The sequence below is a fragment of the Pseudomonas sp. Pse35 genome (assembly GCF_024519715.1).
Taxonomy (GTDB): domain Bacteria; phylum Pseudomonadota; class Gammaproteobacteria; order Pseudomonadales; family Pseudomonadaceae; genus Aquipseudomonas; species Aquipseudomonas paracarnis.
On sequence record NZ_JALJRP010000018.1, the window covers coordinates 35,864 to 61,602 of the forward strand.

The 25,739-nt window shown below is 62.4% G+C and carries 26 protein-coding genes; 12 read left to right on the forward strand and 14 right to left on the reverse strand.

The features are described from left to right. Positions 1-84 precede the first annotated feature (84 nt). Both OC445_RS16285 and OC445_RS16290 read left to right on the forward strand, forming a co-directional pair. The gene (locus OC445_RS16285; protein ID WP_034127920.1) at positions 85-891 is read left to right on the forward strand and encodes a gamma-carboxygeranoyl-CoA hydratase; all 807 of its coding nucleotides are present in this window, start codon (positions 85-87) and stop codon (positions 889-891) included. After that, positions 888-2,813 carry an acetyl/propionyl/methylcrotonyl-CoA carboxylase subunit alpha gene (locus tag OC445_RS16290; RefSeq protein ID WP_262020217.1) on the forward strand — a complete coding sequence of 642 codons (1,926 nt, stop codon included), beginning with the start codon at positions 888-890 and terminating at the stop codon, positions 2,811-2,813. The genes OC445_RS16285 and OC445_RS16290 overlap by 4 nt, the downstream gene beginning before the upstream one ends. Here the strand turns inward: OC445_RS16290 and OC445_RS16295 are convergent. Beyond that, the gene (locus OC445_RS16295) at positions 2,810-3,445 is read right to left on the reverse strand and encodes a LexA family protein (protein WP_089042228.1); all 636 of its coding nucleotides are present in this window, start codon (positions 3,443-3,445) and stop codon (positions 2,810-2,812) included. The genes OC445_RS16290 and OC445_RS16295 overlap by 4 nt on opposite strands. A 178-nt stretch (positions 3,446-3,623) precedes the next feature. Between OC445_RS16295 and OC445_RS16300 the strand changes: the two genes are divergently transcribed. Both OC445_RS16300 and OC445_RS16305 read left to right on the forward strand, forming a co-directional pair. Beyond that, positions 3,624-3,917, forward strand: coding sequence for a DUF6124 family protein (locus OC445_RS16300; protein ID WP_198790614.1), 294 nt, complete (start codon positions 3,624-3,626; stop codon positions 3,915-3,917). Positions 3,918-4,381: 464 nt separating this feature from the next. Further along, positions 4,382-5,533, forward strand: coding sequence for a M14-type cytosolic carboxypeptidase (locus OC445_RS16305; RefSeq protein ID WP_089042227.1), 1,152 nt, complete (start codon positions 4,382-4,384; stop codon positions 5,531-5,533). A gap of 157 nt (positions 5,534-5,690) precedes the next feature. Here the strand turns inward: OC445_RS16305 and OC445_RS16310 are convergent, their stop codons facing one another. Further along, on the reverse strand, positions 5,691-6,230 hold the full coding sequence (locus tag OC445_RS16310) for a cytochrome b (protein ID WP_198790545.1): 540 nt from the start codon (positions 6,228-6,230) through the stop codon (positions 5,691-5,693). Beyond that, a complete protein-coding gene (locus OC445_RS16315; protein ID WP_054917334.1) occupies positions 6,227-7,309 on the reverse strand; it encodes a catalase family peroxidase in 1,083 nt (360 codons plus the stop codon). The genes OC445_RS16310 and OC445_RS16315 overlap by 4 nt, the downstream gene beginning before the upstream one ends. Before the next feature lie 167 nt (positions 7,310-7,476). Between OC445_RS16315 and OC445_RS16320 the strand changes: the two genes are divergently transcribed. Next, positions 7,477-7,983: a sigma-70 family RNA polymerase sigma factor gene (locus OC445_RS16320; RefSeq protein WP_054897273.1), complete on the forward strand. Its 507-nt coding sequence runs from the start codon at positions 7,477-7,479 to the stop codon at positions 7,981-7,983. Next, positions 7,980-8,717: an anti-sigma factor family protein gene (locus OC445_RS16325; protein ID WP_034127926.1), complete on the forward strand. Its 738-nt coding sequence runs from the start codon at positions 7,980-7,982 to the stop codon at positions 8,715-8,717. Before OC445_RS16320 ends, OC445_RS16325 begins: the two co-directional genes overlap by 4 nt. Here the strand turns inward: OC445_RS16325 and OC445_RS16330 are convergent. The 7 genes from OC445_RS16330 to OC445_RS16360 form a co-directional block, all read right to left on the reverse strand. After that, positions 8,714-9,715: a spore coat protein U domain-containing protein gene (locus tag OC445_RS16330; RefSeq protein WP_198790546.1), complete on the reverse strand. Its 1,002-nt coding sequence runs from the start codon at positions 9,713-9,715 to the stop codon at positions 8,714-8,716. The two genes, OC445_RS16325 and OC445_RS16330, sit on opposite strands and share 4 nt — an antisense overlap. Then, positions 9,712-12,060 carry a fimbria/pilus outer membrane usher protein gene (locus OC445_RS16335; protein ID WP_057975024.1) on the reverse strand — a complete coding sequence of 783 codons (2,349 nt, stop codon included), beginning with the start codon at positions 12,058-12,060 and terminating at the stop codon, positions 9,712-9,714. The genes OC445_RS16330 and OC445_RS16335 overlap by 4 nt, the downstream gene beginning before the upstream one ends. Before the next feature lie 72 nt (positions 12,061-12,132). Beyond that, positions 12,133-12,921 carry a molecular chaperone gene (locus tag OC445_RS16340; RefSeq protein WP_057974936.1) on the reverse strand — a complete coding sequence of 263 codons (789 nt, stop codon included), beginning with the start codon at positions 12,919-12,921 and terminating at the stop codon, positions 12,133-12,135. 25 nt (positions 12,922-12,946) lie between these two features. Further along, on the reverse strand, positions 12,947-13,435 hold the full coding sequence (locus OC445_RS16345; RefSeq protein ID WP_014718968.1) for a spore coat U domain-containing protein: 489 nt from the start codon (positions 13,433-13,435) through the stop codon (positions 12,947-12,949). Positions 13,436-13,437: 2 nt separating this feature from the next. Next, complete coding sequence (locus tag OC445_RS16350; protein ID WP_003192220.1) at positions 13,438-13,980, reverse strand: spore coat U domain-containing protein; 543 nt, start codon at positions 13,978-13,980, stop codon at positions 13,438-13,440. Between the two features lie 18 nt (positions 13,981-13,998). After that, positions 13,999-14,544 (reverse strand): spore coat protein U domain-containing protein, encoded by a 546-nt coding sequence (locus OC445_RS16355; protein ID WP_034127930.1) that lies wholly within the window; start codon positions 14,542-14,544, stop codon positions 13,999-14,001. Beyond that, positions 14,538-15,029 (reverse strand): spore coat U domain-containing protein, encoded by a 492-nt coding sequence (locus OC445_RS16360; protein ID WP_087149522.1) that lies wholly within the window; start codon positions 15,027-15,029, stop codon positions 14,538-14,540. The genes OC445_RS16355 and OC445_RS16360 overlap by 7 nt, the downstream gene beginning before the upstream one ends. A gap of 190 nt (positions 15,030-15,219) precedes the next feature. Here OC445_RS16360 and zapE point away from each other — a divergent pair, with 190 nt between their 5' ends. Further along, positions 15,220-16,314 carry a cell division protein ZapE gene (gene zapE / locus OC445_RS16365; protein ID WP_198790548.1) on the forward strand — a complete coding sequence of 365 codons (1,095 nt, stop codon included), beginning with the start codon at positions 15,220-15,222 and terminating at the stop codon, positions 16,312-16,314. 37 nt (positions 16,315-16,351) lie between these two features. Then, entirely contained in the window at positions 16,352-17,656 is a 1,305-nt protein-coding gene (locus OC445_RS16370) for a protein kinase (RefSeq protein ID WP_198790549.1), read from the forward strand. A gap of 122 nt (positions 17,657-17,778) precedes the next feature. Here the strand turns inward: OC445_RS16370 and OC445_RS16375 are convergent, their stop codons facing one another. Further along, on the reverse strand, positions 17,779-18,483 hold the full coding sequence (locus OC445_RS16375; RefSeq protein WP_262020218.1) for a YebC/PmpR family DNA-binding transcriptional regulator: 705 nt from the start codon (positions 18,481-18,483) through the stop codon (positions 17,779-17,781). 109 nt (positions 18,484-18,592) lie between these two features. Beyond that, entirely contained in the window at positions 18,593-19,918 is a 1,326-nt protein-coding gene (locus tag OC445_RS16380) for an MFS transporter (RefSeq protein ID WP_072446088.1), read from the reverse strand. 258 nt (positions 19,919-20,176) lie between these two features. Between OC445_RS16380 and OC445_RS16385 the strand changes: the two genes are divergently transcribed. After that, entirely contained in the window at positions 20,177-21,067 is an 891-nt protein-coding gene (locus tag OC445_RS16385) for a LysR substrate-binding domain-containing protein (protein ID WP_034127935.1), read from the forward strand. On the opposite strand, the gene OC445_RS16390 is transcribed toward OC445_RS16385, so the two are convergent. Next, on the reverse strand, positions 21,043-21,897 hold the full coding sequence (locus OC445_RS16390) for a LysR substrate-binding domain-containing protein (protein WP_198790550.1): 855 nt from the start codon (positions 21,895-21,897) through the stop codon (positions 21,043-21,045). The genes OC445_RS16385 and OC445_RS16390 overlap by 25 nt on opposite strands. A gap of 112 nt (positions 21,898-22,009) precedes the next feature. Here OC445_RS16390 and OC445_RS16395 point away from each other — a divergent pair, with 112 nt between their 5' ends. The 3 genes from OC445_RS16395 (at position 22,010) to OC445_RS16405 (ending at position 24,728) form a co-directional block, all read left to right on the forward strand. Next, positions 22,010-23,134: a 2-aminoethylphosphonate--pyruvate transaminase gene (locus tag OC445_RS16395; protein ID WP_072446092.1), complete on the forward strand. Its 1,125-nt coding sequence runs from the start codon at positions 22,010-22,012 to the stop codon at positions 23,132-23,134. A 97-nt stretch (positions 23,135-23,231) separates the two neighbouring features. Next, the gene (gene phnX, locus OC445_RS16400) at positions 23,232-24,059 is read left to right on the forward strand and encodes a phosphonoacetaldehyde hydrolase (RefSeq protein WP_054917363.1); all 828 of its coding nucleotides are present in this window, start codon (positions 23,232-23,234) and stop codon (positions 24,057-24,059) included. Between the two features lie 114 nt (positions 24,060-24,173). Continuing rightward, complete coding sequence (locus OC445_RS16405) at positions 24,174-24,728, forward strand: cytochrome b (protein ID WP_198790551.1); 555 nt, start codon at positions 24,174-24,176, stop codon at positions 24,726-24,728. Between the two features lie 68 nt (positions 24,729-24,796). Here the strand turns inward: OC445_RS16405 and OC445_RS16410 are convergent, their stop codons facing one another. Next, a complete protein-coding gene (locus tag OC445_RS16410; protein WP_262020219.1) occupies positions 24,797-25,738 on the reverse strand; it encodes a 1-aminocyclopropane-1-carboxylate deaminase/D-cysteine desulfhydrase in 942 nt (313 codons plus the stop codon). Position 25,739 lies beyond the last annotated feature (1 nt).

A 25,739-nucleotide genomic window follows, 5' to 3' on the forward strand; every position in this document is an offset into this window, starting at 1 on the left:
CTGCGCACCCCAGCGCAAGCAAGCTTGCTCGCCACAACAAGCTCGCTCCTACAGGAGGCCTCTCATTATCATGGAGCTCCTTGCATGAGCGACTTCAACACCCTCGAACTGATCACTGACCGCCGTGGCTTTGCCACGCTGTGGCTCAGCCGCGAAGCCAAGAACAACGCGTTCAACGCCGAGATGATCCGCGAATTGATCCTGGCTCTTGACCGCGTACAAGGCGACCCGTCCCTGCGCTTCCTGGTACTGCGCGGGCGTGGCAAGCACTTCAGCGCCGGTGCCGACCTGGCCTGGATGCAGCAATCGGCCGAGCTGGACTACCACACCAACCTGGACGACGCCCGGGAACTGGCAGAGCTGATGTACAACCTGTCCAAACTGAAAATCCCCACGCTGGCGGTGGTGCAAGGTGCGGCCTACGGGGGCGCGCTGGGCCTGATCAGTTGCTGTGACATGGCCATCGGTGCCGACGACGCGCAGTTCTGCCTGTCGGAAGTGCGTATCGGCCTGGCGCCGGCGGTGATCAGCCCGTTCGTGGTGCAGGCCATCGGCGAACGCGCTGCCCGTCGTTATGCACTCACAGCCGAGCGGTTCGGCGGCCAACGCGCACGGGAGATCGGCTTGCTGGCGGAAAGTTATCCTGCCGAGAGCCTGGATCAACAGGTGGACCAGTGGGTCACCAACCTGCTGCAAAACAGCCCGGCGGCCATGCGTGCCAGTAAGGATTTGCTGCGCGAAGTGGGCAACGGTGCCCTCACCCCCGCGCTGCGCCGCTATTGCGAAAACGCCATTGCGCGCATCCGGGTGAGCGCCGAGGGCCAGGAAGGTTTGCGTGCATTTCTGCAAAAACGTGCGCCAAGTTGGCAAACCCAGGAGCCGCGTTCATGAGCACACTCAACACCGCTCTGGTGGCCAACCGTGGCGAAATCGCCTGCCGGGTCATGCGTACCGCCAAGGCCATGGGGTTGACCACCGTGGCTGTGCACAGCGCCATCGACCGCGATGCCCGCCATAGCCGTGAAGCCGATATCCGCGTCGACCTGGGCGGCAGCAAGGCCACCGATAGTTACCTGCAAATCGACAAGCTGATTGCCGCCGCCCACGCCAGCGGCGCCCAGGCGATTCACCCCGGCTACGGCTTCCTCTCGGAAAACGCCGGCTTCGCCCGGGCCATCGAGGCGGCAGGCTTGATCTTCCTCGGCCCGCCCGCCTCGGCAATCGACGCCATGGGCAGCAAATCCGCGGCCAAGGCCTTGATGGAAACGGCTGGCGTACCCCTTGTGCCGGGTTATCACGGCGAGGCCCAAGACCTGGAGACCTTCCGCGCCGCCTGTGAGCGTATCGGCTACCCGGTGCTGCTCAAGGCCACGGCGGGTGGCGGTGGCAAGGGCATGAAAGTGGTCGAGGACGTCAGCCAACTGGCCGAAGCCCTGGCTTCCGCCCAGCGTGAGGCGCTGTCGTCGTTCGGCAACGGGCAGATGCTGGTGGAGAAATACCTGCTCAAGCCGCGGCATGTCGAGATCCAAGTGTTTGCCGACCAGCAGGGTCATTGCTTGTACCTCAATGAACGCGACTGCTCGATCCAGCGTCGTCATCAAAAGGTCGTGGAAGAAGCCCCGGCACCCGGCTTGAGTGTCGAGCAGCGCCGGGCCATGGGCGAAGCGGCCGTGCGCGCTGCCCAGGCCATCGGGTATGTCGGCGCAGGTACGGTGGAGTTTTTGCTGGATGCCCGTGGCGAGTTTTTCTTCATGGAGATGAACACGCGGCTGCAGGTGGAGCATCCGGTGACCGAAGCGATTACCGGCCTCGACCTGGTGGCCTGGCAGATCCGGGTTGCCCAGGGCGAGGCGCTGCCGATCACGCAAGAGCAGGTCGCGTTGAACGGTCATGCAATTGAAGTGCGGCTGTATGCCGAAGACCCGGCCAATGACTTTCTGCCGGCCACCGGGCACCTGGCGCTGTACCGCGAGTCCAGCCCGGGCCCTGGACGCCGGGTGGATAGCGGCGTCGAGCAAGGCGACAGCGTGTCGCCCTTCTACGACCCGATGCTCGGCAAGTTGATTGCCTGGGGTGAAGACCGCGAACAGGCGCGCCTGCGCTTATTAAGCATGCTGGATGAGTTTGCGGTCGGCGGGCTCAAGACCAACCTGGGCTTTTTGCGGCGCATCATCGGGCACCCTGCGTTTGCCGCGGCCGAGTTGGATACCGGGTTTATCCCGCGCTATCAGGGTGAGCTGTTGCCGACGCCAGGAGCCTTGAGCGATGAGTTCTGGCAAGCGGCGGGCTCGGCGTTTATGCAGAGCTTGCCGGTGGGTGACGGGCCTTGGGCAAGTCACCAGGGCTTTCGCGCGGGCCTGCCTGCCGAGGTGTCGCTGCACCTGAGCTGCAATGGGCAGGATCGGTTGGTGACACTGACCGGGCAACCGTCTCAGTTATGCGGCGAACAGTTGCTGACTGAACATCAGGGCGTGCGCCGTGCTCATCTGGCGGTGCGCAGTGAAGGCAGCCTGTACCTGCGTTGGGACGGCGAGATGCATGCCGTCAGCCTGTTCGACCCGATTGCGGCGGTCGAGGCCAATCAATCCCATCAGGGCGGCCTCACCGCCCCCATGAACGGCAGCATCGTGCGGGTGCTCGTGGAGGTGGGCCAAACCGTTGAGGCTGGTACTCAACTGGTAGTGCTCGAAGCCATGAAGATGGAACACAGCATCCGTGCGCCCCACGCCGGGGTAGTCAAGGCGCTGTTCTGCCAGGAAGGTGAAATGGTAGCCGAAGGCAGCGCGCTGGTGGAGCTGGAAACGGCCGACTAGAACTTCGCCGTGGCTTGCACCACCACACCCAGGAGGCGGCAGCCGTCGCTGAGCAGCACCTTGGGGTAAGTGGGGTTGAGCGGCACCAGGTAGTGCTGGCCGCTTTCTTCCTGCAATTGGCGAAAGGTGGCCTGGGGGTTACCGGCCCATTGGGCCACCACCAGCCTGCCGGGCTCGGGTGCGATGGCCGGGTCAACCAGGATCATCATGCCAGCCGCAATGCTCATGCCCGTGGGGGCGGTCATGGCGTCTCCCGTCACCGGCAACCAGAATGCCTCGCCTCGGGCGTGGTAATCGGTCAATTCGTAGCGCTCGGCTCTATAAGGCGCACGCTCCTCACGCAGCTCGCAGGCCTGCTTCCAGTCGCTGACCGGGTAGCGGAAATACGGATTGTAGTGGGGGTCCAGTTCCGGCACTTGCGCGGCCCGTTCACGAATCTCCAGCGCCACCTCCAAATACCCCAACCCCAGTTCGGCGAGCACACGGTTCATGTCCGCCAGGCTCGGCACACGGCGTTTATTGAGCCAATGGCCGACGCCGCCCTGGGACATGCCCAGGCGCCGCGCCAGTTCATCCTGCGTGACCTTGCGGTCTTTCATGTTGGCCTTGACCAACGCTATCCAGTTATCCATGGCGCATCACAATACGGCGCCCATTTTTGCGGGCAATAAACAGTTTGTAGTAATCCATAAAACGACAGGAATACGATACGTACTATCATCAAGCCCAAGGATTTCGACACCCACCGGAGTATTGCCGCTTATGACGACCCGCACGCACCCAACGCCCGAACTGACTGAAGTAAACGACATGTGCAACAGTGGCGCGGCCCAGCGCGCACTGGACTACTACTTGAAAGAAAATCGGTCGACGCCGGATTCGGACGGGGCCATGTTCGCGATCAAACCCGAAGTCAGCCAGGAGGAGGCCCTGATACACGCCTCGGAACTGTTGCGCAGTGCAGCGGCAACCGCCTACGAGTCGGCGTGCAGCCATCAGGGCAACCAGCGCGACCTGGCGTTTTCGGTGGTGTATTTGATCGATATGGCGAAGGCGATGGTGGAGCGGTCGTTGCAAGCGCCAAGAGCGGCGGCAAACGCTTAGCAGGTATGAAAGAAAAATATTTCTATCCCACGGATAAAAACATTTGACTTGCAAATGATAATGATTATTATTGGGCTCAGCTGATCGCGAGATCAGTCGATAGACCAAGAGACCTTAGGTCGGACTCTTGGAATATCTCCTCATCAGGCTAATCACGGTTTTTGACCCGGCTCTTTGGCCGGGTCTTTTTTTTGCCAGTTTTCCTGGCATGGCTTCAGGCTAATGAAGACTGTGTGTTGCTTGATGGCGCGCATGGTAGCAAAAGACTATCGCCCAAAGAAAGTCGTCCGAGTGCTCTAGCGCGTATCTCTGCGAATTAGCGCTTGAGAATCAATCTCATAGACTCTAAGCTGCGGCGGCGTCACGGATGACGCCCCCTCCCCTGCAACAATTTTTGCATCCTGGTTTTACCGAACGCCTGTGTAAGATAGCCGCCACATCACTCATATTCAGGCAACCAGACTATGACCGTGGCCTTGACCTCCATCAAGATCAGCACCGACTTCGACAGCGGCAACATTCAGGTCCTGGATGCCAGCGACGCTTATCAGTTGTTGCTGGCAATCAAACCCGACACCCGCAGCGATCACTACCAATGGTTCCACTTCAAGGCCGAAGGCATGCACGTGGGGCACACCCATACCTTTCGCTTGAGCAACGCAGGGCGCTCGTCCTACAAGCATGCCTGGAGCGGCTACAACGCCGTGGCGTCCTACGACCATATCAACTGGTTCCGGGTACCGACGCGCTTTGATGGCGAGATCCTGCACATCAACCTCCAGACCCGGGAAAAGCACGCCTGGTTTGCCTACTTCGAGCCCTATAGCCGTGAACGCCACGACTGGCTGATCGAGCAAGCCCTGAAGTACGCCGGGGTCACCCTGCTGGCCACCGGCAAGAGCGCTGAAGGCCGCGATATTCAACTGCTGCGCCGAGGCAAAGGAATCGAGGGCCGGCGCAAGGTGTGGATCATCGCCCAGCAGCATCCCGGTGAGCACATGGCCGAATGGTTTATGGAGGGCGTGATTGAGCGCCTGCAAAAGGACGGCGACGACGAACTGAAAAAACTGCTGGCCGTTGCCGATCTGTACCTGGTACCAAACATGAACCCGGATGGCGCCTTCCACGGCCACCTGCGCACCAACGCCATGGGCCAGGACCTGAACCGCGCCTGGCAAAGCGCCAGCCAGGAACTCAGCCCCGAGGTCCTGTTCGTCCAGCAACAGATGGAAAAGTACGGCGTGGATATGTTCCTCGACATCCACGGCGATGAAGAAATCCCCTACGTGTTCACCGCCGGCTGCGAAGGCAACCCTGGCTACACCCCGCGTATCGACGCCCTGGAAAAACACTTCCGCAGCCATTTGAGCCATCTGACACGAGACTTCCAGACCACCCACGGCTACACCCGCGACCTGCCCGGCCAAGCCAACATGACCCTGGCCTGCAACGCGGTAGGAGAAAAATACGACTGCCTGTCCCTGACCCTGGAAATGCCCTTCAAGGACAACGACGACGCGCCCAACCTGCGAACTGGCTGGTCAGGCGATCGTTCGAAACAGTTGGGCAAGGACGTATTGAGCAGCGTCGCTGATATCGTCGGGCGTTTGCGCTAACCCCCGAGGCGAGCTCTTTGTGGCGAGCGAGCTTGCTCGCGCTGGGCCGCATAGCGGCCCCATGAAAATCACTGCCGGATCACCTGACACACCGAGCAGGCTGTTTTGGGGCTGCTTCGCAGCCCAGCGCGAGCAAGCTCGCTCGCCACAAGAGCGGTCAATCCTTGCTGCCGGTCATGCTTTGCAAGACACCATCGCGGCGGATCAAACCGTGGAACAACGCGGCCGCCAGATGCACCAGCACGGTGAGAAACAGCAGATTGGCCAGGTAGCCGTGGGCCTTGCGCAACAGCGCGAACAACGGCGCATTCGCCCCCACCAGTGCGGGCAGTTGCAGGTTACTGCTGAGCATCACCGGGTCGCCAGCCGCTGAAATCATCGCCCAACCCAGCAGCGGCAACACCAGCATCAACGCGTACAACAGCACATGGGAAGCCTTGGCTGCGAGCCTTTGCCACACCGGTAAATCCGCTGGCAACGGCGGTTGGCGCGTCGAGAAACGCACCCCCAGGCGCACGATCACCAGCGCCAGAATCGCAATGCCCAGCGGCTTGTGCAGGTGGATCAGCCACTCATGGCGCTCCGACACCGACGCCGCCAGACCCGCGCCGATAAACAGCATGGCGATGATCATCAACGCCATCAGCCAGTGCAGCACGCGCGCCAGGGGCGCAAAGAACCGTGGTTGAGCATTCATGGCTTCGACTCCTGAGGGGCGCTGTGCAACGGGCTGACTTCACCGGCGCGGCGCAGGTACGAACTGGCATACGCGGCCGAACGGGCGGCCAGCAAGGGGTCGTTGGAGGCTTGGATACCACTGGGCAGAATCAGCGGGTCAAAGTTGATATCGCGGCAATCACCGTCTGCCTGGGGCTGGCTGCTTTGCAGCACCAACGTGCCGGCGTTGAGGACCTTGTGCGCGCCGGTCCAGGTCTTGCTTGCGTCGTCCAGCGGGTCGCCGGGGTTGGCCAGGGTCATGTTCAACTGCCAACGCAATGGCCCGGCGGCCAGGCGTCGCACCAAGTCCTGCTCGAGGAAGTCACTGCCAGCAGGTGCGGTATCACCCGCCGCGTCCTGGCTCTGGGGCACCACCTCCCAACGCACGGCCTGGCGCGTACCATCGGCAGCCACCAGGTAAAACGCGTTGATGCCGTTATAGGTTTCAGTCGCATAACTGGCCGATGGCTTGGCGGTCTTGACCCAGGCCAGGAATGGCGCTGTCTCGGGGTGTGCGGCAAAAAACGCCGGCATGCTTGACGGGTTCGGCTTGCCGGTGGCCGGGTCTGGCGCACCGGCCTTGAGCAACTGGTAAAACGCCTCGGGCGTGCCCACTGGGAACACCGGCATGCTGTTCATCCCCGTACGCCATTGCTGGCCGTTGGCCTGGCTGAACTGCACGGCGAAACTGCGAATCGGCACACTGCTGTCCGGCGCGTAGGGGTTGCCGCTGGGCAAGGCAAAGCGGCCGATGATCGGAGTCTTGGCCTCGCTGAACACCTGGGCGTTGGAATAGGCACGGGCCTCGGTACTGCTCTCGAAATAACCCGCCACGCATACGCCCTTGGCATGGTTACGGCGAAAGCCCGGATGCACGCCGTTATTGGTTTCCAGGGCATTGACCAAGGTTTTTGGCCGCAGGCGTTGTGGGTCGAGCGTGCCATTGACGTAGGCAAATGCCCCGGCAACAACCGCAACCACGGCACCGATGCCGGCAAGTCGTGCGATCAGGCTCGCAGTGCTCAAAGGAGGACGGGGGGGTGATGAGTGATCTACCATGCAGGAACTCCAGGGCCAGAGGCCTCAGGCTGAAACATAAGGTCGGAGCATTAAGACGAACGCCGATTGGCTCTATTCCCAGGCCCTGGATTTATTTTGCGGAACGGGGAATATCCTTCAACGCCGGACGTCTCTCTAGTCCCAGCGTAGTGACCAGCCAGACGCCCATGCATGAACTCGACGAACAGTTACGTGAACTCATTCCCAGGTTGCGGCGTTTTGCCCTGTCCCTGACGCGCAACAGCAGCAGCGCCGATGACCTGGTGCAATCGACCCTGGAGCGCGCCATCGTCGCCTGGGCCGATAAACGTATCGAGGGCGATTTGCGCGCCTGGCTGTTTTCGATCCTCTACCGCCAGTTCCTCGACGCCCACCGCCGCAACCGCCGCTATGCACGCATGCTCGAATTCTTCACCGGCCGCGATGACGTGCAACCTTCGGTGGAACGCACGGTGCTGGCCCAATCCACCCTGCAAGCCTTCGACCAACTGAACACCGAACAGCGCGCCCTGTTGCTGTGGGTGTCCGTCGAGGGCTTGAGCTACAAGGAAGTGGCCGAGATCCTCAAGGTGCCCATCGGCACCGTGATGTCACGCCTGTCCCGCGCACGCCAAGCGCTGCGTCAACTCAGCGATGGCGAAATGACCGGCCCTGCCCTGCGGAGACTCAAATGATCAGCCTGCCCCCCAGCGAACGCGATTTACATGCCTACGTCGATCACCAATTGCTCGACACTGATCGCCGTGTGCTTGAAACCTGGCTGGCCAGCCACCCCGAAGTGGCGGCCCAGGTACAGGCCTGGCAACAGGATGCGCAGCTGCTGCGTGCGTCATTGAGCGGCGCCCTGCAACAGCCGCACAACCCGGCACTGGACCCGGCGCTGATTCGCCAGCGCATCAAGAAACAGTCCCGTCGGCACCTGGCCACGGCGGCGTTGTTGCTGATCGCCGTGAGCCTCGGCGGGGTTGGCGGTTGGCACGCCCGTGAAGCCACCCAGCCGCCGCTGTTGCCGATGACCGACGCCATGCAGGCCTATCGCCTGTTTGCCCAGGACGGCATCATGCCCGCCGACTACAACGCCCAGGACCGCGGCACCATGCAGGCCTGGCTCGACCGTTATTTCAACCAGGCCCATCGCCTGCCCGACCTGAGCCAAGCCGGTTTCAAGCCGGTCAGCGGGCGCCTGCTCACCACCGACCAAGGCGCGGCAGCCATGGTGCTGTACCAGGACGCCCAAGGCCGGCGCATCAGCTTCTACATCCGCCCGCCGGGCCCGAACAACGGTTTCCTGCCTCGCGGCAGCCGCAGTGCCGATGGCTTGCAGGCCGACTACTGGTCGGGCGGCGGCTACAACTATGCGATGGTCAGCCCGGTGGATCAGGCCGCCGCGTTGCAGACGCCATTCTAGAAACCGACGTCCAGCACCACATTATCCAGATAGGTGCCAGCCGGTGGTGTGGGCTGGTCGGTGTAGACCTTGGCGTTGTAGTTGTACACCTGGCTGCCATTGCCCAAGCCGTTTCCGGGGTTGACCTCGGCCGTGGAGCTGGCCCGCCGCGCCGCGCCGACACTGCCCCAGCGCGTGGTGCCGGCACTTTTGAAAATGTCATAGGCCAGGTAATTGCCGCCGGAAACCATACGTCGCCGGCCGCCGACACTCACCGGGTTCTGGCCATCGCTCAAGCCCACGGTATAGGCGCTGCCCTTGGTGCAGGCGATGTTGATGGTCTGCCCGCTCACCGCGGTAAACCCACTGACCACCGGCGCGCTGCCGAAGCTGATATTCGGGGCGGTGATCTGGCAGTCGTTGGTCACGGTCATGCTGACGGTCAGGGACGCCGTGCCACTGCCAGTGTCACGTCCCAGGCAAATGCCGCCAAGGCCGATCCCCGAGCAATAGTTCCACACCCAGGCGATGCTCAATGTCTCGGTGTACACCCCGGCGGCGACGTTGCTGCCGGTGATGCTGCTCAGGTACAGCGGTACGGTTTTCGCGCCGGGCCCTGCGATCAGGCCAATGCTCTGGGCGATGCCGCCAGCGCCGCCGAAATCGAATTGGCTGCCACGGGTGATGGGATAGCTGGTGCTGTTGTTGCCATAAATCGTATAGCTGATCACATCACCGGTCGGCCCGACCATGCCACTTTGCGACGATGTGATCGTGGCGTAAAAGTGGTCGGTGGACACCAGCAGCGATATCAACGCCGAGGTGCAACTCAACCCTGAATTAGTCGTAGAGCTGGTTTGCGCGGCAGTGCGCACCGTCATTGAGCTGATTGAGCCGAAACTGGGCGGCACGGTGGACACCACCGAACACGCCGCCATCGCCTGCCCGCAAAACAACAAACCTACGCCATATAACCCTACGCTGCCCCTCACCTGAACACTCCCTGTTCGATGCCTCATTGGCACACTAATGGCCCGATCAAGGGCACGTCCTGTTGCTGCTCATCAATATCGAATGTCGCCTGGCAGGTGCGGCCCTCACCGAGGGTGACCTGCAAGGTGTTGTGGGCGCTGAGGTTTTCCAGATACACCAGGCCATCCCAGCCGACCACCGCCTGGGTGTTGCTTTGTTCGTGCACTACCAGGCTGCCCAGCGGCAACTCCTGATGCTGGCGGTCCACCAGAGTGATGCTTGCAGCGAGCACCCGACGCAGGGGGAATTCCAGCAAGTAACCGCTGCCACGGCGTACCGATACGCGCTGCTCAACATTGGGGCTTTGCACATTCGCCGGCAGGTTCAAGGGGTCGATCTCGTATTTGCCGCGGTAATAGGCACTGCTCCACGGCACCAGCAAATGGCCGTTGCGGTCGGTCTGGCCCACCAGCTGGTTTTCGTAGCGCACCGGAATCCCGGCAAAGCCTTGGGTGCTCACTACCACAAAGGCGTCATTGATGCGGTTGGCGGCAAAGGTTTCGCCGCCCATCCACACCAGCGAGCCGCTGGCATCGGCCCAGCGCGTCATGGCCTCACTGCTGCCGTACACGCCGGCCTGCAACTGCACCGACTGCAAGCGCCAGGTCAGGTCGGCCTGTCGATAGCTGGGGGCATCGCCCTGGGCATAGCCGAGGTTGTAGCCCACCCCGCCTTCGCTGGGCACCGCGCGGCTGTAGTTGATGCGCTGGCGACTGGCGCCGTCCTTGCTGCGCTCGGTGCTCAAGGCCAAGCTGCCGTTGAGGTCGAACGGGATGACCAGTTGCGCCTGCATGGCCCAGTTGCTGTCACCGATTTCGCGGTTGGCTGACAGATAAAAGCTGGTGTTGCGCCACAACGGCTTGCTCCAGCTCAGGTTGAGCAGGCGCGTGCGCGAGTCGTCCGCCGCCTGCACGTCGAAATAGCCCAGGCCCAGGCTGCCGAAACGTTGGAGGTTGAGGCTCAGGGTCACCTGCTCGCTGCGCTTGCTGAGACTGGCGTATGGGGTATCGACCAGAGTCAGGTCGGCGTAGTCGTCGCGACGTTCCACCCGTTGGTACATAAAGCTGTAGCGCGTGCTGTTGTACTGGTAACCGAGGCTCAGTTGCTGGCCCGTGCGGCTGTCGAACTGGCTCTGGCTGAGGGCGGTATTGAGCACGCCGAAGTTGCCCAGGCGCAGGTTGCCACCGAGCCCGCCGAGGGTCAGGTCGCTGGAGGCTTCAGCGTGGCTCTCCAGAGTCAGGTTATCGGAATAGCCATAGCGGAACGTGCCACTGGCCACGCCCGGTCCGTAGCCGAAGTCCCGTAGGGTGTAGTCACGGCGCAAGGTACCGGCGGCCAGCGAAAAGTCCGTCAAGCCTTGTTGCAGCAAGGTGCTGGTGACGTAGAACGGTACCGTGGTCGACACTTGGCGGCCCAGGGCATCGGTGGTGACCACCACGGCCTCGCCGGCACCGTTGATGAATGGGATGTTGGTCAGGGTGTAGGGGCCGGGTTGCAGTCGCGCGCTGTCGGATTTGTAGCCGTTGATAAACAGGTCCACCGACGAGGGCACCGCCGCCTCACCGGCAAACTGCGGCAAGGGGTACGTGACCAGGTCGGGGCGCACGGCAAAATCCCGGGAAAGTTGCACCCCGCCCAGGCGCACCGAGCTACTCCAGGGCAGCGCGCCACTGATCACGTCGCCGGCCTCGTAGGTCAGCAGGCGCTCATCGTCGGAAAAACGCCAGGTGGTGTCGTAACGGCGGTAACCATTGTTGAGGGTGCCGCCGCTGATTCCATCGGACAGGGTCTGGCGCAGTTGCCCGGTGTTGGACAAGGTGCCCCAGGTGTCGAACAGCCGTACTTCGTTCCAGGCCGCGAGGTAACTGCCGCCATCGTCGGTGTCATTGAAATACACGTCATAGTTGAGCAAGGCGCCGAAGCTGCTCATGGCCTGGGTACGCGGATAGGTATTGCGGTTGCCGATGAACTGTTCCTGCAGCCAGGAGGGCGGCACATCCAGCAGCAGGCGCTGGCCGTTGCTGTCGTAGTCGCTGTGCAGGCCCGGCACCTGGTCCAGGGCCACACTGCCGACGGGCTCACCGGGCAGTTTCATGCCCACGTCCTGCAACGCGCTGGCCGGCACAAACAGCTGGCCGGCGCGCTGCTCGACCGCGATGACGCGGCCGGTGTCCATCTGGTTGACCACCAGTTCCAGAAACAGCTGTGCATCGGCAACTGCCTCCATGCTGCCGGGCGGCGGCGGCAGGTCGCCCGCCATCGCTGCGCCCCACAGCCCGCTTGCCACTGCCACCGACGGCCATAAAACCCGAGCCCAACCACGACTCACCATGGCGTTGTGTCCTTCAATGGACATCTCCATCCTGTTAAAACCCGGGCGTGTGCCCGTTGCGCTACATAACGGCTATCGCGTGGGCGCCAGGCTCTCCAGTTGCGGCGCGCCGTTGACGCGTACCTGCAACGGCTGGTCGGCCGATACGGCATCCGGCACCGGCCAGCGCATGCTCGCGCCCGGCAGCACATAGCCGAGCAAACCGTCCACCAACGGCCGGGTCTGCCCGCCCTGTTTGAATGACGCATCGGTAAGCCGCGCATGCACGGCGCCCTGGTTGCGCACCTCGATGTAGTTGCGCCCTGCCACGTTGACCTTTTGCCAACTCAACTGCGGCTTGCCCGCGCCCTTGGGGTCGCGCTGGCGGGTAGCGTCGTCCTTGCTCCACAGGCCGGCGCCATAGGCAAACAGCGGCACCGAATAACGCATCTGGAAGCGAATCGCCGCTGCCGTGTTCTTGCCCTCCGGCGGTGCTGGCACCTGCAGCGCCGAGGGGATTTCGTCAATGATGATGCGATAGGCCAACTCCTGCCCCGGCGGTACCTCCCGGGTGCGGGTCAGGCGCACCAGTTGCTTCTGGCCCGGCTCGATCCTGGCCACCGGCGGGCTGCCGATCACATCGCGCTGGTTCTGGTACTGCTCGTCGAAACCGTTCTGGCTCCAGGCAAACACGCGGATCTGCAGGTTGGCGGTCTCGGTGCCACGGTTCTCCAGCCACAGCGCGCTGGCCTGTTGGTCAGCCTCCAATACCGGGTCGATGGGCCAGATCAGCACCGAACTGGCCGCCTGTACAAACCCCGCCGAGCACAACGCCCCCAAGGCGAAACCCGCGGTCCATAACCGTCGCAAAGCACAACCCATGACACCCCTCCTTAAACCGTTAGCCCTACCACGTCAGCTGCACCTGCAGCGTGTCGCTGTACGTCCCCCCAGGCTGATTGCCCGGTAAAACCACCCGCCCGTAAATCGGCAGGCTGATATTGCTCGCATCGCTGTAGGTCACGCTGACGCTCTGGTTGATGCCCAGGCTCTGGCTGAATGCCGCATCGCGAAACAATTGGTAAGCCACCCGCGCGCTGCCACTGTTGAGCTGCAAATTGCGTCCGGTGCTGCTGTACAGGCCGCCATCCACGCTCATGCTCAGGGCCACGCCCGGCGTGCATTGCAGGGTTACCCCGCCAGTGAGAGCCGCTGTGACCGTGCTGGTGGCCAGGGCCGAATAGCTGCCGTAGGCCAAGGTGCCGTAGTTGGCGCCGCCGCCCACGATCAGACAGCCCGGCGTGATGGTCGCACTCACCTGGAAGCTCTGGTTGACCACCGCGGACAGCGGCAACGGTATCGCCAGGCCGATGGCGAGCAACACCCTGGGCCACATCGTTAGAACGTCAGTTCCACGGCCACGGTGTCGGTGTAGGTGCCCGCCGGCAGTCCCGCCTTGCCCACCGCCCGGCCGTAAAGGTTGACGGTCTGCGCCACGCCGGTACTGGTGGCGAGGGTCACCACGCCGTCAATCGCCAACAGCGCTGAACGCCCGCTGTCAGTGTAGAAATCGTAGGGCACGAAGTTACCCACGCCATCGGCCAGCGCACGAGTGCCACCGGGGGAAGCACCATCGTGGGCGCCGGCACGCACCTTGATTGTTGGCGCGGTGCCAGCCGAACACAGGATCGACAACGCGCCGCCGGTACCGGTGCCGCCGAGTAACTGGGCGTCGGCATTGGTAAACAGGCTGTTGGTGGTACCGAAGTTCAAGCTACCGAAATTCAGCCCGGTGGCCGCCCCGGAGCCGTTGACCTGGCAACTGGCGATCAAGGTCAGGCTGGAACTGATCTGCCCGGTCACCGTGGTCGCCGCGTTCAGGCTGGACGCCAGCCCCAGGCCCAGGGCACAGAGGCCGATTCGCGATACAAGTACATGCATGATATCCATCCTCGTGGTTTACCAATCCAGAGTCACCGTCAGGGTGTCTGTGTAGATGCCGGCCGGTAGGGCCCTGGTATTCGCCACCACGGAACCGAATACCGGGATCGGTACCTGGGTGCCCTGGGTCACGACGAAATTGCGTTGCTGGCCGATCCTGTAGGCACTGCGCCCCTGGGGATCCGCCGACAGTCGATAAGGAATGGTCTGGCGGCCATTGCTCAGGCGCCGCGTGGTGCCGTCGCCATTAGCGCCGCCGTCGATGGTCACCGTGAAACTGCTGACCACCGAGGGGTTGCAGGACACCGACAGCGGCGCCTTGTCAGCATCGGAAATCGACGCGCCCAGCGTGTTGCTCCAGGTCGGCCCCTGGCTGCCGAAATCCATTAGCGCCGTGCCGCCCTCAGGCGTGACCGGCGCGGTTTCCACGTCTTTGCTCACTTCGCAACTGGCGGTGATCACCAAACGCGCGTGGACCTGGCCGTTGACCACCGCCGCCTGCGCGTCATCCGCCAGCAACAGCAGGCCACCCAGGGCCGTCACAGCCAGGTAGCGGCTTACCATGTGACCGTGACCTTGAGCAGGTCGGAATAACGGCCGACAGCGGGAATGCCTTTGAGCGGTTCGATGCGGCCATACAGTGGCAGGTCGACAGAGCCGGTGTCCGGCACGCGGCCACTGATGGGCACGTCCACTGGCAAGGGGATCAGCCGCGCGGCGTCGGCATAGATTCGATAGGGGATGGGCCGACTGGAGGGCGCCGGATTGGCGAGATAACGTACTTCGCCGACGCCGCCATGCAGGCCGCCGTCAACGCGCACTTGGTAAGGCGTGTCGGGGTTACATTCCAGGCGCGGCTGGCGTTGGCTGATCAGGGCCGCACTCAGGGGGCCGGCCGGGTCATCCAGACGCGGGCCGCTGCCGAAATCCAATACGCCAAGTTGCTCGATGCCCGCATTGCGGGTGGTGCCCACCAACTGGCAACCCCGCTGCACGTCGATGCGCACCTCCACCTGGAGTTGCGCAGCAAACACCGTGTTGCAGAGCATCGTGCCCATGACAGCCAATACCGCCGGTCCCTTCACAGCCCCAATTCCTTATACAGGGGTGACAACTGTGTATGAGGTTAGCCAGTTAACGCGAAAGTGCCAGTTTGCATGGCTTGGGGCCCTTTCCTATTGGTCAAACGGCATCGGGCGTCCTACAGTGAGCGACCACCGTAATACAGAGTGTTTATTCTTGGCCGTGCTTGCCCTGCTCCAGCGCCTGCTGGGTAAAAAAACCGACGCCTCGGACGCCTCGCCTATCCCGGCGTATTTTCAAAAAAAGGCCGAACAACAGGGCTATACCCTCAGTGACGGGCAAATCCGGGCGATTACCGCCCTGAATCGCGAGGCACAACACCTGCTCAACGGCCAGGCCACGCGCAGCCTGTACCTGCACGGCCCGGTGGGGCGCGGCAAAAGCTGGCTGCTGGACGGATTTTTCCAGGCACTGCCCATCGCCGAGAAGCAGCGCGTGCATTTCCACACCTTCTTCGCCCGGCTGCACCAAGGCATGTTCCTGCACCGCGAGCGTGACGATGCCTTGGGCGCCACTCTGGACGAGTTGCTGACCGGCTGCCGCGTGCTGTGTTTCGACGAATTCCATGTGCACGATATCGGCGATGCGATGCTCATCAGCCGCCTGTTCAAGGCCCTGTTCCAACGCGGCGTGCTGGTGCTGGTGACCTCCAACTACCCACCCGAAGGCTTGCTGCCCAACCCGCTGTACCACGAACGCTTCAAGCCGGTGATCGAGCTGATCGCCGCGCGCATGGAGGTGCTGGAAGTCAGTGCGCCTCAGGACTTTCGCAGCCTGGCTCAGGCCCACGCCCAACAACGCTTCACGGGCGGCCAATATGTATGGCCAGGTACAACAGGCCAGCGTGAAAGCCTGGGCCTGCCTGCCACAGATTGCCCGGTGCAAACCCTGAAGGTCGGCACTCGGCAGTTACAGTGCCGAGGCCATCAGGCACGAACCATCGCATTTACCTTCAACGACCTGTGCGAACAGCTCACGGCGGTCATGGATTACCTGTTGTTGTGCCAGGACTTCGACCACTGGATCATCGACGGCCTGCCGCATCTGGCCGAATGCCCCATCGCCGTGCAACAGCGCTTTATCAACCTGGTAGACGTGCTCTACGACCAGGACAAGCAACTGACACTTATCGGTCACCAGCCCCTGGATAAATGCCTGGAAGGCCAGGCCATCGACCTCGCCCGCACCGCCAGCCGCCTGCGCCAATTGCACACGCGCTGCCCGCAACCCGCGCCCGAGCCGCTATCATGAGCGCCTTTTACGCCTCCTTCCGAGCACTGCGCCCTGCATGAATACCCTCGCCCAACTCAAGGCTGGCCAATTGGCTGGCGTTACGCGCCTGGACCTGGCCTGCGGGCTGACCGAGTTCCCCCGGGAAATCTTCGAACTGGCCGATTCGCTGGAAATCCTCAACCTCACCGGCAACGCCCTGAGCAGCCTGCCCGACGACCTGCACCGCCTGACACACCTGCGTGTGCTGTTCTGTTCGGACAACGCTTTTACCGAACTGCCCGAATGCCTGGGCCAGTGCGCCAAACTGAGCATGATCGGCTTCAAGGCCAACCAGATCAGCCAGGTAGCCGCCGCCGCCCTGCCGCCACAGTTGCGCTGGCTAATCCTCACCGACAACTGCATCAGCCAATTGCCCGATGAACTGGGTCAGCGCCCGTTACTGCAAAAATTGATGTTGGCCGGTAACCAGTTGACCGACCTGCCGCCAAGCCTGGCCCAGTGCCAAAACCTGGAGTTGATCCGCATCGCCTCCAACCGCCTCACCCACCTGCCGCAGTGGCTGCTGACCCTGCCGAGCCTGACCTGGCTGGCCTATGCCGGCAATCCGGTGGAAATGGCCGTGCAGGTAAGCGCTGACGAGGCGACGCCGAACATCGCCTGGCAGGAGCTGGAAATGGGCGAAGTCCTGGGCGAAGGCGCTTCGGGGATCATTCGCAAGGCGCTGTGGAAACCCCATGCGTTGCCGGTCGCGGTCAAGCTGTACAAGGGCTCCATCACCAGCGACGGTTCACCACTGCATGAAATGCAAGCCTGCATCGCGGCCGGGCTGCATCCCAACCTGATCAAGGTTGAAGGACGCGTCATCGGCCACCCCGACAACCAGGCCGCGCTGGTGATGGAGCTGATCGACCCGAGTTACCGCAACCTCGCAGCCCTGCCGAGCCTGGCGTCGTGCACGCGGGATGTCTACGAACCCACCATCCGTTTCAGCCTGGACGTGGCACTGCGCATGGCGCGGGGCGTTGCTTCGGTGGCGGCGCACCTGCATCGGCACGGCATTACCCATGGTGACCTGTATGGTCACAATATTTTGTGGAACGCAGCAGGTGATTGCTTGCTCGGAGACTTTGGCGCGGCGTCATTCCATGCCACGGCGAACACCCTGGAAACCCGTGCGCTGCAGCGTATTGAAGTGCGGGCGTTCGGGGTGCTGCTGGGGGAGTTGTTGGAGCGGGTTGAGGCACAAGCTATTGACAAGATGCTGTGCGAACTGTGCGAGCGTTGCTGTCAGCCGGATGTACTGGCCCGACCAGGCTTTGAGGAAATCGAGGCCCTGCTGGAATCTCTGCAGCACCCCTGAACTAATGTGGGAGCGGGCTTGCTCGCGAAGGCTGTGTGACAGTCAACAGATGTATTGGCTGTTCCACCGCATTCGCGAGCAAGCCCGCTCCCACATATTAACCGCGTGTACTCAGATAGAAATCAGCCCGCCAGGCCGACAAACATATCCTGCACATCATCATGATTGTCCAGGCCTTCCAGGAACGCCTCGACTTCAGCCATCTGCTCATCGGTCAAACCGCTGACCGGGTTCTTGGAGATATAGCCCAGCTTGGCCGACAGCACGGTAAAACCCTGCTCCCGCAAGGCTTTCTGCACGGCATCCAGGTCGGTGGTTTCGGTAATGAACAAGGTGGCGCCTTCTTCACCCTCTTCAAAGTCTTGGGCACCGGCTTCGATGGCGGCCATTTCTGGATCGGCGTCTGGCGTGTCCGGTGATGCTTCGATCAGGCCCACATGGTTGAAATCCCAGGCCACCGAACCGGAAGCGCCCAGTTGGCCCTTGCGGAAGGCCACGCGGATTTCCGCCACGGTGCGGTTGATGTTGTCGGTCACGCACTCGACGATCAAAGGCACCTGGTGCGGCGCAAAACCTTCGTAGGTCACGCGGTGGTATTGCACGGTCTCACCGAGCAGACCGGCGCCCTTTTTGATCGCGCGGTCCAGGGTTTCCTTGGGCATCGAGGCCTTTTTGGCCTGCTCCACCACCAGGCGCAGGTGCGCGTTGGTCGCGGTATCGGCGCCGTTGCGGGCGGCGATGGTGATTTCTTTCACCAGCTTGCCGAAAATCTTGCCCTTGGCATTGGCTGCCGCTTCTTTATGTTTGACTTTCCACTGTGCGCCCATGACTCACTCTCTTATTTCCATCGCGCCGAAACGTCTACTGGCCGGCGCTTTGGGGGCAGAGTTTATAGCGCGAGAACGCTTCGTTCCACCAAAAAACCGGCCAGGGTACTCAGGTGCGCAAGGGTTTGATCACCGCATTGCGGTCCGGCACAAAATCCCCGGCCTGGGCCAGTACGGCGGGCCTGGCATTCCAGTAGGGCATCAGCACCAGCGACGAAAACAGTGCCGCACCGGCAAACACAATAAATACCGTAACGGTATCGAAATAGCCTGGCAGCAAACCACCCAGGATCGCTCCCACCGAACCGCAGCCGTTGACAAAGCCCGCAGCGGTAGCGCCGGCCTTGGCGGTGCCGAAGTCGATGGCCGCCGTGCTGCTGATCATCGAGTCCGGCCCATACAGCGTCAGCCCCATGACAAACAGCAACGTCATCACCAGCACCACACTGCCGGTGTGCAGCGCGCCCATAAACAACGCCAGGGCAACCGTCAGCGCCAACAGGCTGAGCACGCAGGCGGGCATGCGCCGAGCACCGAACAGTTTGTCGGAGGCCAGGCCGATCAACACCGGCCCCAATAAACCGGCCAGCTCAAACGCGGTGGGCACGATGGCGGCACCGACCTTGCCCACCGACGGCATCTGCTCGTAGACGATCACCGGCCCCCACAACAGAATCGCGTAGCGCGCCGGCTTGAGCAGGAAGTAAGCCAGCCCCAGGGTCAACACCGTACGGTTGCGCAGGATCGCGCGCAGGGGCTCGAGTACGCTCACGCGCTGTTCGGCGGCCAACTGCTCGGCGCTCAGCACCGGCTCGGGCTCGACTGTCGGCAAGCCCACATCCTGCGGGGTATTGCGCTGGAACATAAAGAAGAGCACGGCCACCACCGCGACCACTGCGGCGCTGGAAATAAACGCCGCATGCCAGCTGCCGATCAGCGTATAAGCCCACCAACCGGCAAACGGTGACGCGACCAACCCGCCAAATGCATAACACGAACTCCACAGCCCCAGCACCCGCCCCCGCTGCTGGGCCGGGAAGAAACTACCAAGGTTCTTGCACAACCCCGACCAGCCAGTGGACTGGGCCAAGCCCTGTACCAACATGCAGGTGACAAAAATCGGCAAAGTGGCACAGGTGCCCATCACCAGCGCCGCGCCTGCGGAAATCAACAAGCCACCGAGCACCACTACCCGTGGCCCGAAGCGGTCTGCAAGCATGCCCCAGGTGAACTGGCCCACCGCATACGCTGCGAGATAGAGGCCATCCAGGTTAGCCATCGTCATTTTGTCGAGGGGGAAACTCGGGTCGTCGCCAATCCCCAGCTTTGCCACCGAAAAGGCTTTGCGGGTGAAATAGAACGCGGCGTACGCCAGCCAGGTAATGGCGAAAATCTGCACGCGCCAACGCTTGATACTACCCATAGGGATATTCATGGTGGTTCTGACCTCAGGTGTGAGTGTGCCGGCAGAATCGAAAGAAAACGCCTGTTGTTCTTATGGTTGAGCACTGCAATGCCGGGCCTTGGATAGCGCGGTATTGGTCAGATGGGTGCGATGTGCCTGCGCCCATGGCCGCCGTGGTTGTAGGACTCAACCTACGGCGGCTGAGGTGCATCAAAACAATGGCTGACTCATAGGTAAAATCGATTTATCGTATTTCAAATATAAGCTCAGGTTTTAAGAGGACGTACCATGTCGGTTTCCCATGCCCAGCTCAAAGCCTTCCATGCGGTGGCCATTCACGGCAGTTTTACCGGGGCTGCAGAACGGCTGTTCCTGACCCAGCCTGCGATTTCCGACCAGGTGCGCAAACTTGAAGAGCGCTTCGGCGTATTGCTGTTTCACCGCAACAAGCGTTCGGTGCGCCTGACCGATCTGGGTGAACGCCTGCTGGGTATCACCCAGCGCCTGTTTGTGATCGAGGCCGAAGCCGAAGAATTGCTGCAGGATTCGCGTGCCCTGCTCACCGGCACCCTTACCCTGGCGGTGGATGCGCCCGTGCACGTCCTGCCGCAGATTGCACGCTTCTGCCAGCGCTACCCTGGGATCAGCGTGAAGATCGAAACGGGCAATACCGATGAGTCACTGTCGCGCCTCTACAACTACCAGGCCGATCTGGCGCTGTTGGGGCGCGATGTCGATGATGTGCGCCTGTTGTCAGTGCCGCTGCCCGACGACCAACTGCTGGCTTTTGTCGCACGGGACCATGCCTGGGCCGGGCGCGAGTCGATCTGCCTGGCCGACCTCGATGACACCCCGCTGGTACTGCGGGAAACCGGCTCGGTCACCCGTCAGACCCTCGAACAGGAAATGCGCCAGGCCGGCCTGCGCATTCGTCCGGCGATCCAGGTGGAAGGCCGCGAGGCCGCCCGTGAAGCCGTGGTGGTAGGGATTGGCGTGGGCGTGGTGTCGGCGGCAGAGTTCGGTGCCGATGCACGGGTGTACGCCATGCCGATCCGCGATTGCACCCAACGCATGAAAGAAACCCTGGTGTGCCTGAAAGAGCAAAGTTCACGCCGTGTGGTCGCGACCTTTCTGGAGATTGTGCGTGAGAGCCTTCACGCCAACTCGAAAAACGCCTGAATCAAGCGCAGCGAGCGACGGCGCTCCATGCAGCCGAGCATATGCCGATTCAGCAGGCCATCGCCGAGGATCGGCACTGCCTGCACACGCGGGTCCGGGCTGACCTCCATCGACGACACCACGCCCACGCCCAACTCTGCCGCCACCGCCTCGGCCACAGCTTCCCGACTGTCCAGTTCCAGCAGCACTTTGGGCTGCACATTCGCCGCCAGGCAGGCGTCGTCAAAGGTGCGGCGGGTGGTGGAACTGGGCTCGCGCAGCACCATGATCACCTCATGCAACTGCGCCAGTTCAATACCGTCGGGCTGCTTGGCCCACGGGTGTGCGGCCGGCACCAAGGCGCAAATCCGTGACTGGTCCAGGGGTTGCAAGTGCAGGCCATTGCGCGGTTCCACCTCGGTGAGCACCGCCACATCCGCATGTTCGGACAGCAACGCCACCAGGGTTTCCTGGGCATTGCCCAAACGCAGGTTCACGGTAATGCCGGGGTAGCGCGCACGCAGGCTGGCGATCATAGGCATCACCAGGTGGGGGCCATCCGCCGCCACTTCCAGGCGCCCGGTGAGCAACTGGCGGTTGGCCTCCAGCAGGGTTTGCGCCTCGTCGACCAACCCGAAGATAGCCCGCGTGATGGCCGCCAGGCGTGCGCCCTCCTCGGTCAATTCCACCCGACGTGCGGTGCGGCGCAACAGCGGGATCTGGTAGTGCTCCTCAAGCGCCTTGATATGCCCGGTCACCGCCGGCTGGCTGATAAACAGCCGAGCCGCCGCACGGGTAAAACTGCCCTCACGGGCCACGGCATCGAATGCACGCAGTTGGAACAGATTCATAGCTATCGGCCTCACTGATAGCTCGCATAACAACAAACAATTTGATTGATGACAAGCCAAACTGCAATTTAGGCGCCGTAGCTTGAACCCCAACCCCTTGCGAGGATTTGACATGCCCACTGCCGCGCCGATCCTGTTGACCCCCGGCCCCCTGACCACCTCGAACCGCACCCGCCAGGCGATGATGACGGACTGGGGCTCGTGGGACGACCGCTTCAACCAGCTCACAGCCAGTGTGTGCAGCCAGTTGCTGGCGATCCTCAACGGCGCCGACAGCCACCACTGCGTGCCGTTGCAAGGCAGCGGCACCTTCGCCGTCGAAGCTGCGATCGGCACCCTGGTCCCCCGCAATGGCAAGGTGCTGGTGCTCATCAACGGCGCCTACGGCAAGCGCCTGGCGAAAATCTGCGAGGTGCTTGGCCGCGCATTCAGCACCTTTGAAACCGCCGAAGACGAGCCCACCACTGCCGCCGATGTGGATCGCCTGCTGCACGCCGACAGCGCCATCACCCACGTCGCGCTGATTCATTGTGAAACCAGCACCGGCATTCTCAACCCGTTGCCGCAGATCGCCGAGGTGGTCAAACGCCACGGCAAGCGCCTGATCATCGACGCCATGAGTTCCTTCGGCGCGCTACCGATTGATGCCCGCGAAATCCCCTTCGACGCGCTGATCGCCGCCTCGGGCAAATGCCTGGAAGGCGTACCGGGCATGGGCTTTGTCTTTGCGGAAAAACACGCACTGGCCGCGGCACAGGGCAACTGCCATTCCCTGGCGATGGACCTGTTCGACCAGCACAGCTACATGACCAAAACCGGCCAGTGGCGCTTCACCCCGCCGACCCACGTGGTCGCCGCCTTGCATGAAGCGCTGCTGCAGTACGCCGAGGAAGGCGGCCTGCCCGCCCGTCACCAGCGCTATGCAAATAACTGCCAGGCCTTGCTGGACGGCATGGCCGAACTGGGCGTGCGCAGTTTTCTACCGGCGGCTATCCAGGCGCCGATCATTGCCACCTTCCACGCCCCCGACGATCCTCGCTATCAGTTCAAAGCGTTCTACGAACGGGTCAAGGCCAAGGGTTTCATTCTGTACCCGGGCAAATTGACCCAGGTGGAAACCTTTCGCGTGGGCTGCATCGGTCATGTCGACGCGGCCGACATGCGCGCAGCCGTCAAGGCCATCGCCGAGGTGCTGCAAGAAATGTGCAGGAGCGAGCTTGCTCGCGAAGAGTGTTAACGAAAACGCGGGCATCCTGAGTTAACGCGGCGCCTGGATGTTTTTCGCGAGCAAGCTCCTACATAGATGAATGTTATTACCCCACAGGATCTGAACCATGAACTATCAAAACCCCAACACCCTCCAGGCCGTTATCCTCGACTGGGCTGGCACCGTGGTCGATTTCGGCTCCTTCGCCCCCACGCAGATTTTTGTCGAGGCCTTCGCCGAGTTCGACGTGCAGGTGTCGATCGAGGAAGCCCGTGGCCCGATGGGCATGGGCAAGTGGGACCATATCCGTACGCTCTGCGACCAGCCGCAGGTTGCCGAACGCTACCGCAAGGCGTTCGGCCGCACGCCCACCGACGACGACGTGACCGCCATCTACCAGCGCTTCATGCCGCTGCAGATCGAGAAAATCGCCGAGCACTCGGCCCTGATCCCCGGCGCCCTCGACACCATCGCCGCCCTGCGCGGCCAAGGCATCAAGATCGGCTCCTGCTCCGGCTACCCCAAGCAGGTGATGGACAAGGTCGTGGCCCTGGCCGCCACCAATGGCTACGTCGCCGACCATGTCGTGGCCACTGACGAAGTGCCCAACGGCCGACCATGGCCGGCCCAGGCGTTGGCCAACGTGATAGCCCTGGGCATTGATGATGTGGCGGCCTGCGTGAAGGTCGACGACACCGTGCCGGGCATTCTCGAAGGTCGCCGTGCCGGCATGTGGACCGTGGCCCTGACCTGCTCGGGCAATGCGCTGGGCCTCACCTACGAGCAATTCCGCGCCCTGGACACCGACACACTGGCCAGCGAACGCCAGCGCATCGAAGCGATGTTCGAAGCTTCACGCCCACACTACCTGATTGACACCATCACCGATCTGCCACAGGTCATCAGTGACATCAACCAGCGCCTGGCCCGCGGGGAAATGCCGCAGGCCTACTGACCGAGGTCAAGACAACGGCATTGGCAACAAGCGCAGCGCTCAAAACAGGCATAGAGTTAATGCACTCCATCGCTAAAGAATGGAGGTATGCCCTGATGAGTGAGGAACACAGCGATGCCGTGGAAAAATTCCGATACACGCTACAGCACCATGTCGATTGCGTTGCACTGGTTGATGGTGGTGCTGCTGGCGGTGGTCTACGCCTGCATTGAACTGCGCGGCCAATTCCCCAAAGGCAGCGGCGCACGCACGCTGATTGTGGAAATGCACTTTATGCTCGGCCTTACCGTGTTTGTGCTGGTATGGCTGCGCCTGTTCGCACGCAGCCTGGGGGTGGCGCCGAAGATCGTGCCGGCACCGCCGCAATGGCAAAGCCTGCTGGCGACACTGATGCACGCTGCGTTGTACGCGTTGATGATCGGCATGCCGATTGCCGGCTGGTTGATCGTCAGCGCCGAAGGGCACTCGGTGATGTTCTATGGGATGGAGTTGCCGCCGTTGATTGGGGAAAACAAGGCACTGGCCAAGGAGATTGAAGGCTGGCATGTGCTGTTTGGCCAGATCGGTTATTGGCTGATCGGGCTGCACGCGTTGGCGGGCATCTTTCATCATTACGTGATGCGCGATAACACGGCGCTGCGCATGATGCCGGGTGGGAGGAGGCTTTAACCCAGCCAATTAGCTCCCCTGTGGGAGCGGGCTTGCCCGCGAAGGCGGTGTGTCAGTCACAGTGCCTCTTACTGCAAGACCGCTTTCGCAGGCAAGCCAGCTCCCACAAGAGGTTCGCGCCAGTCGCTGAAGCCTCGGCGGCCTTGCAGGCCGCCGGTATGGATGAAGATCAGGCGCATGCCGGGGGCAAAGCGTCCGGCCTCGATCTGCTGTTTCAACGCCAGCAGCGCCTTGCCGGTGTAAAGCGGTTCCAGCGGTAGACCGCACGCTAGTTCGGTGCGCTGAATGAAGTCGAGCAACAGTGGATCGGCTTTGGCAAAGCCGCCGCGACTGGCGTCCAGCAATGTATAACCGTCCTGCACGATGGCACTCACGTTCTGCGCCACACCGTGGTCATCCGGCACCGCCATGGCGCCATATACCGGATGCGCGCCCGCCTCCGCCAGTGCCAGCCCGGCCAGTGTCGTGCCGGTACCCGCCGCCAACCACCAGGCGTCGTAATCGCTCCAACCGAGGCTGTCCAGTTGCGCCCGCGCCTGCTCGACCAACACGCCACAGCCCTGCGCACCGGCCAGCCCACCGCCGCCTTCGGGTATCGGATGAAAGCCAGGATACTGCTCGCGCCAAGGCAACCAGAAACCCGCTTCATGCCGCGCCCTATAACCGCCATAACCGAGCCAATGCAGTTGCATGCCAAACGCTTTGAGGTCGAGAACCGTGGGGGTGTCTCGAGGATGGCCCCGCAGCAGGCCGACCGTGGAAAAACCAAAGCGCTTGCCCGCCGCCGCCAGCGCATGCAAATGGTTGGAGTACGCACCGCCGAGACTCATCACCCCGGCGGCTCCAGCGTGTCGGGCCTGGGCCAGGTGCTCGGTGAGCTTGAACCACTTGTTGCCACTGATCAGCGGGTCGATACAGTCCAGGCGCAGCACGGCCAACTCGACTCCGTTCAGCCAGTCCAGGTGCAAGGGTTCAAGGGGCGCGTGAGGAAGCCAGTCGAAAGGGCCCATC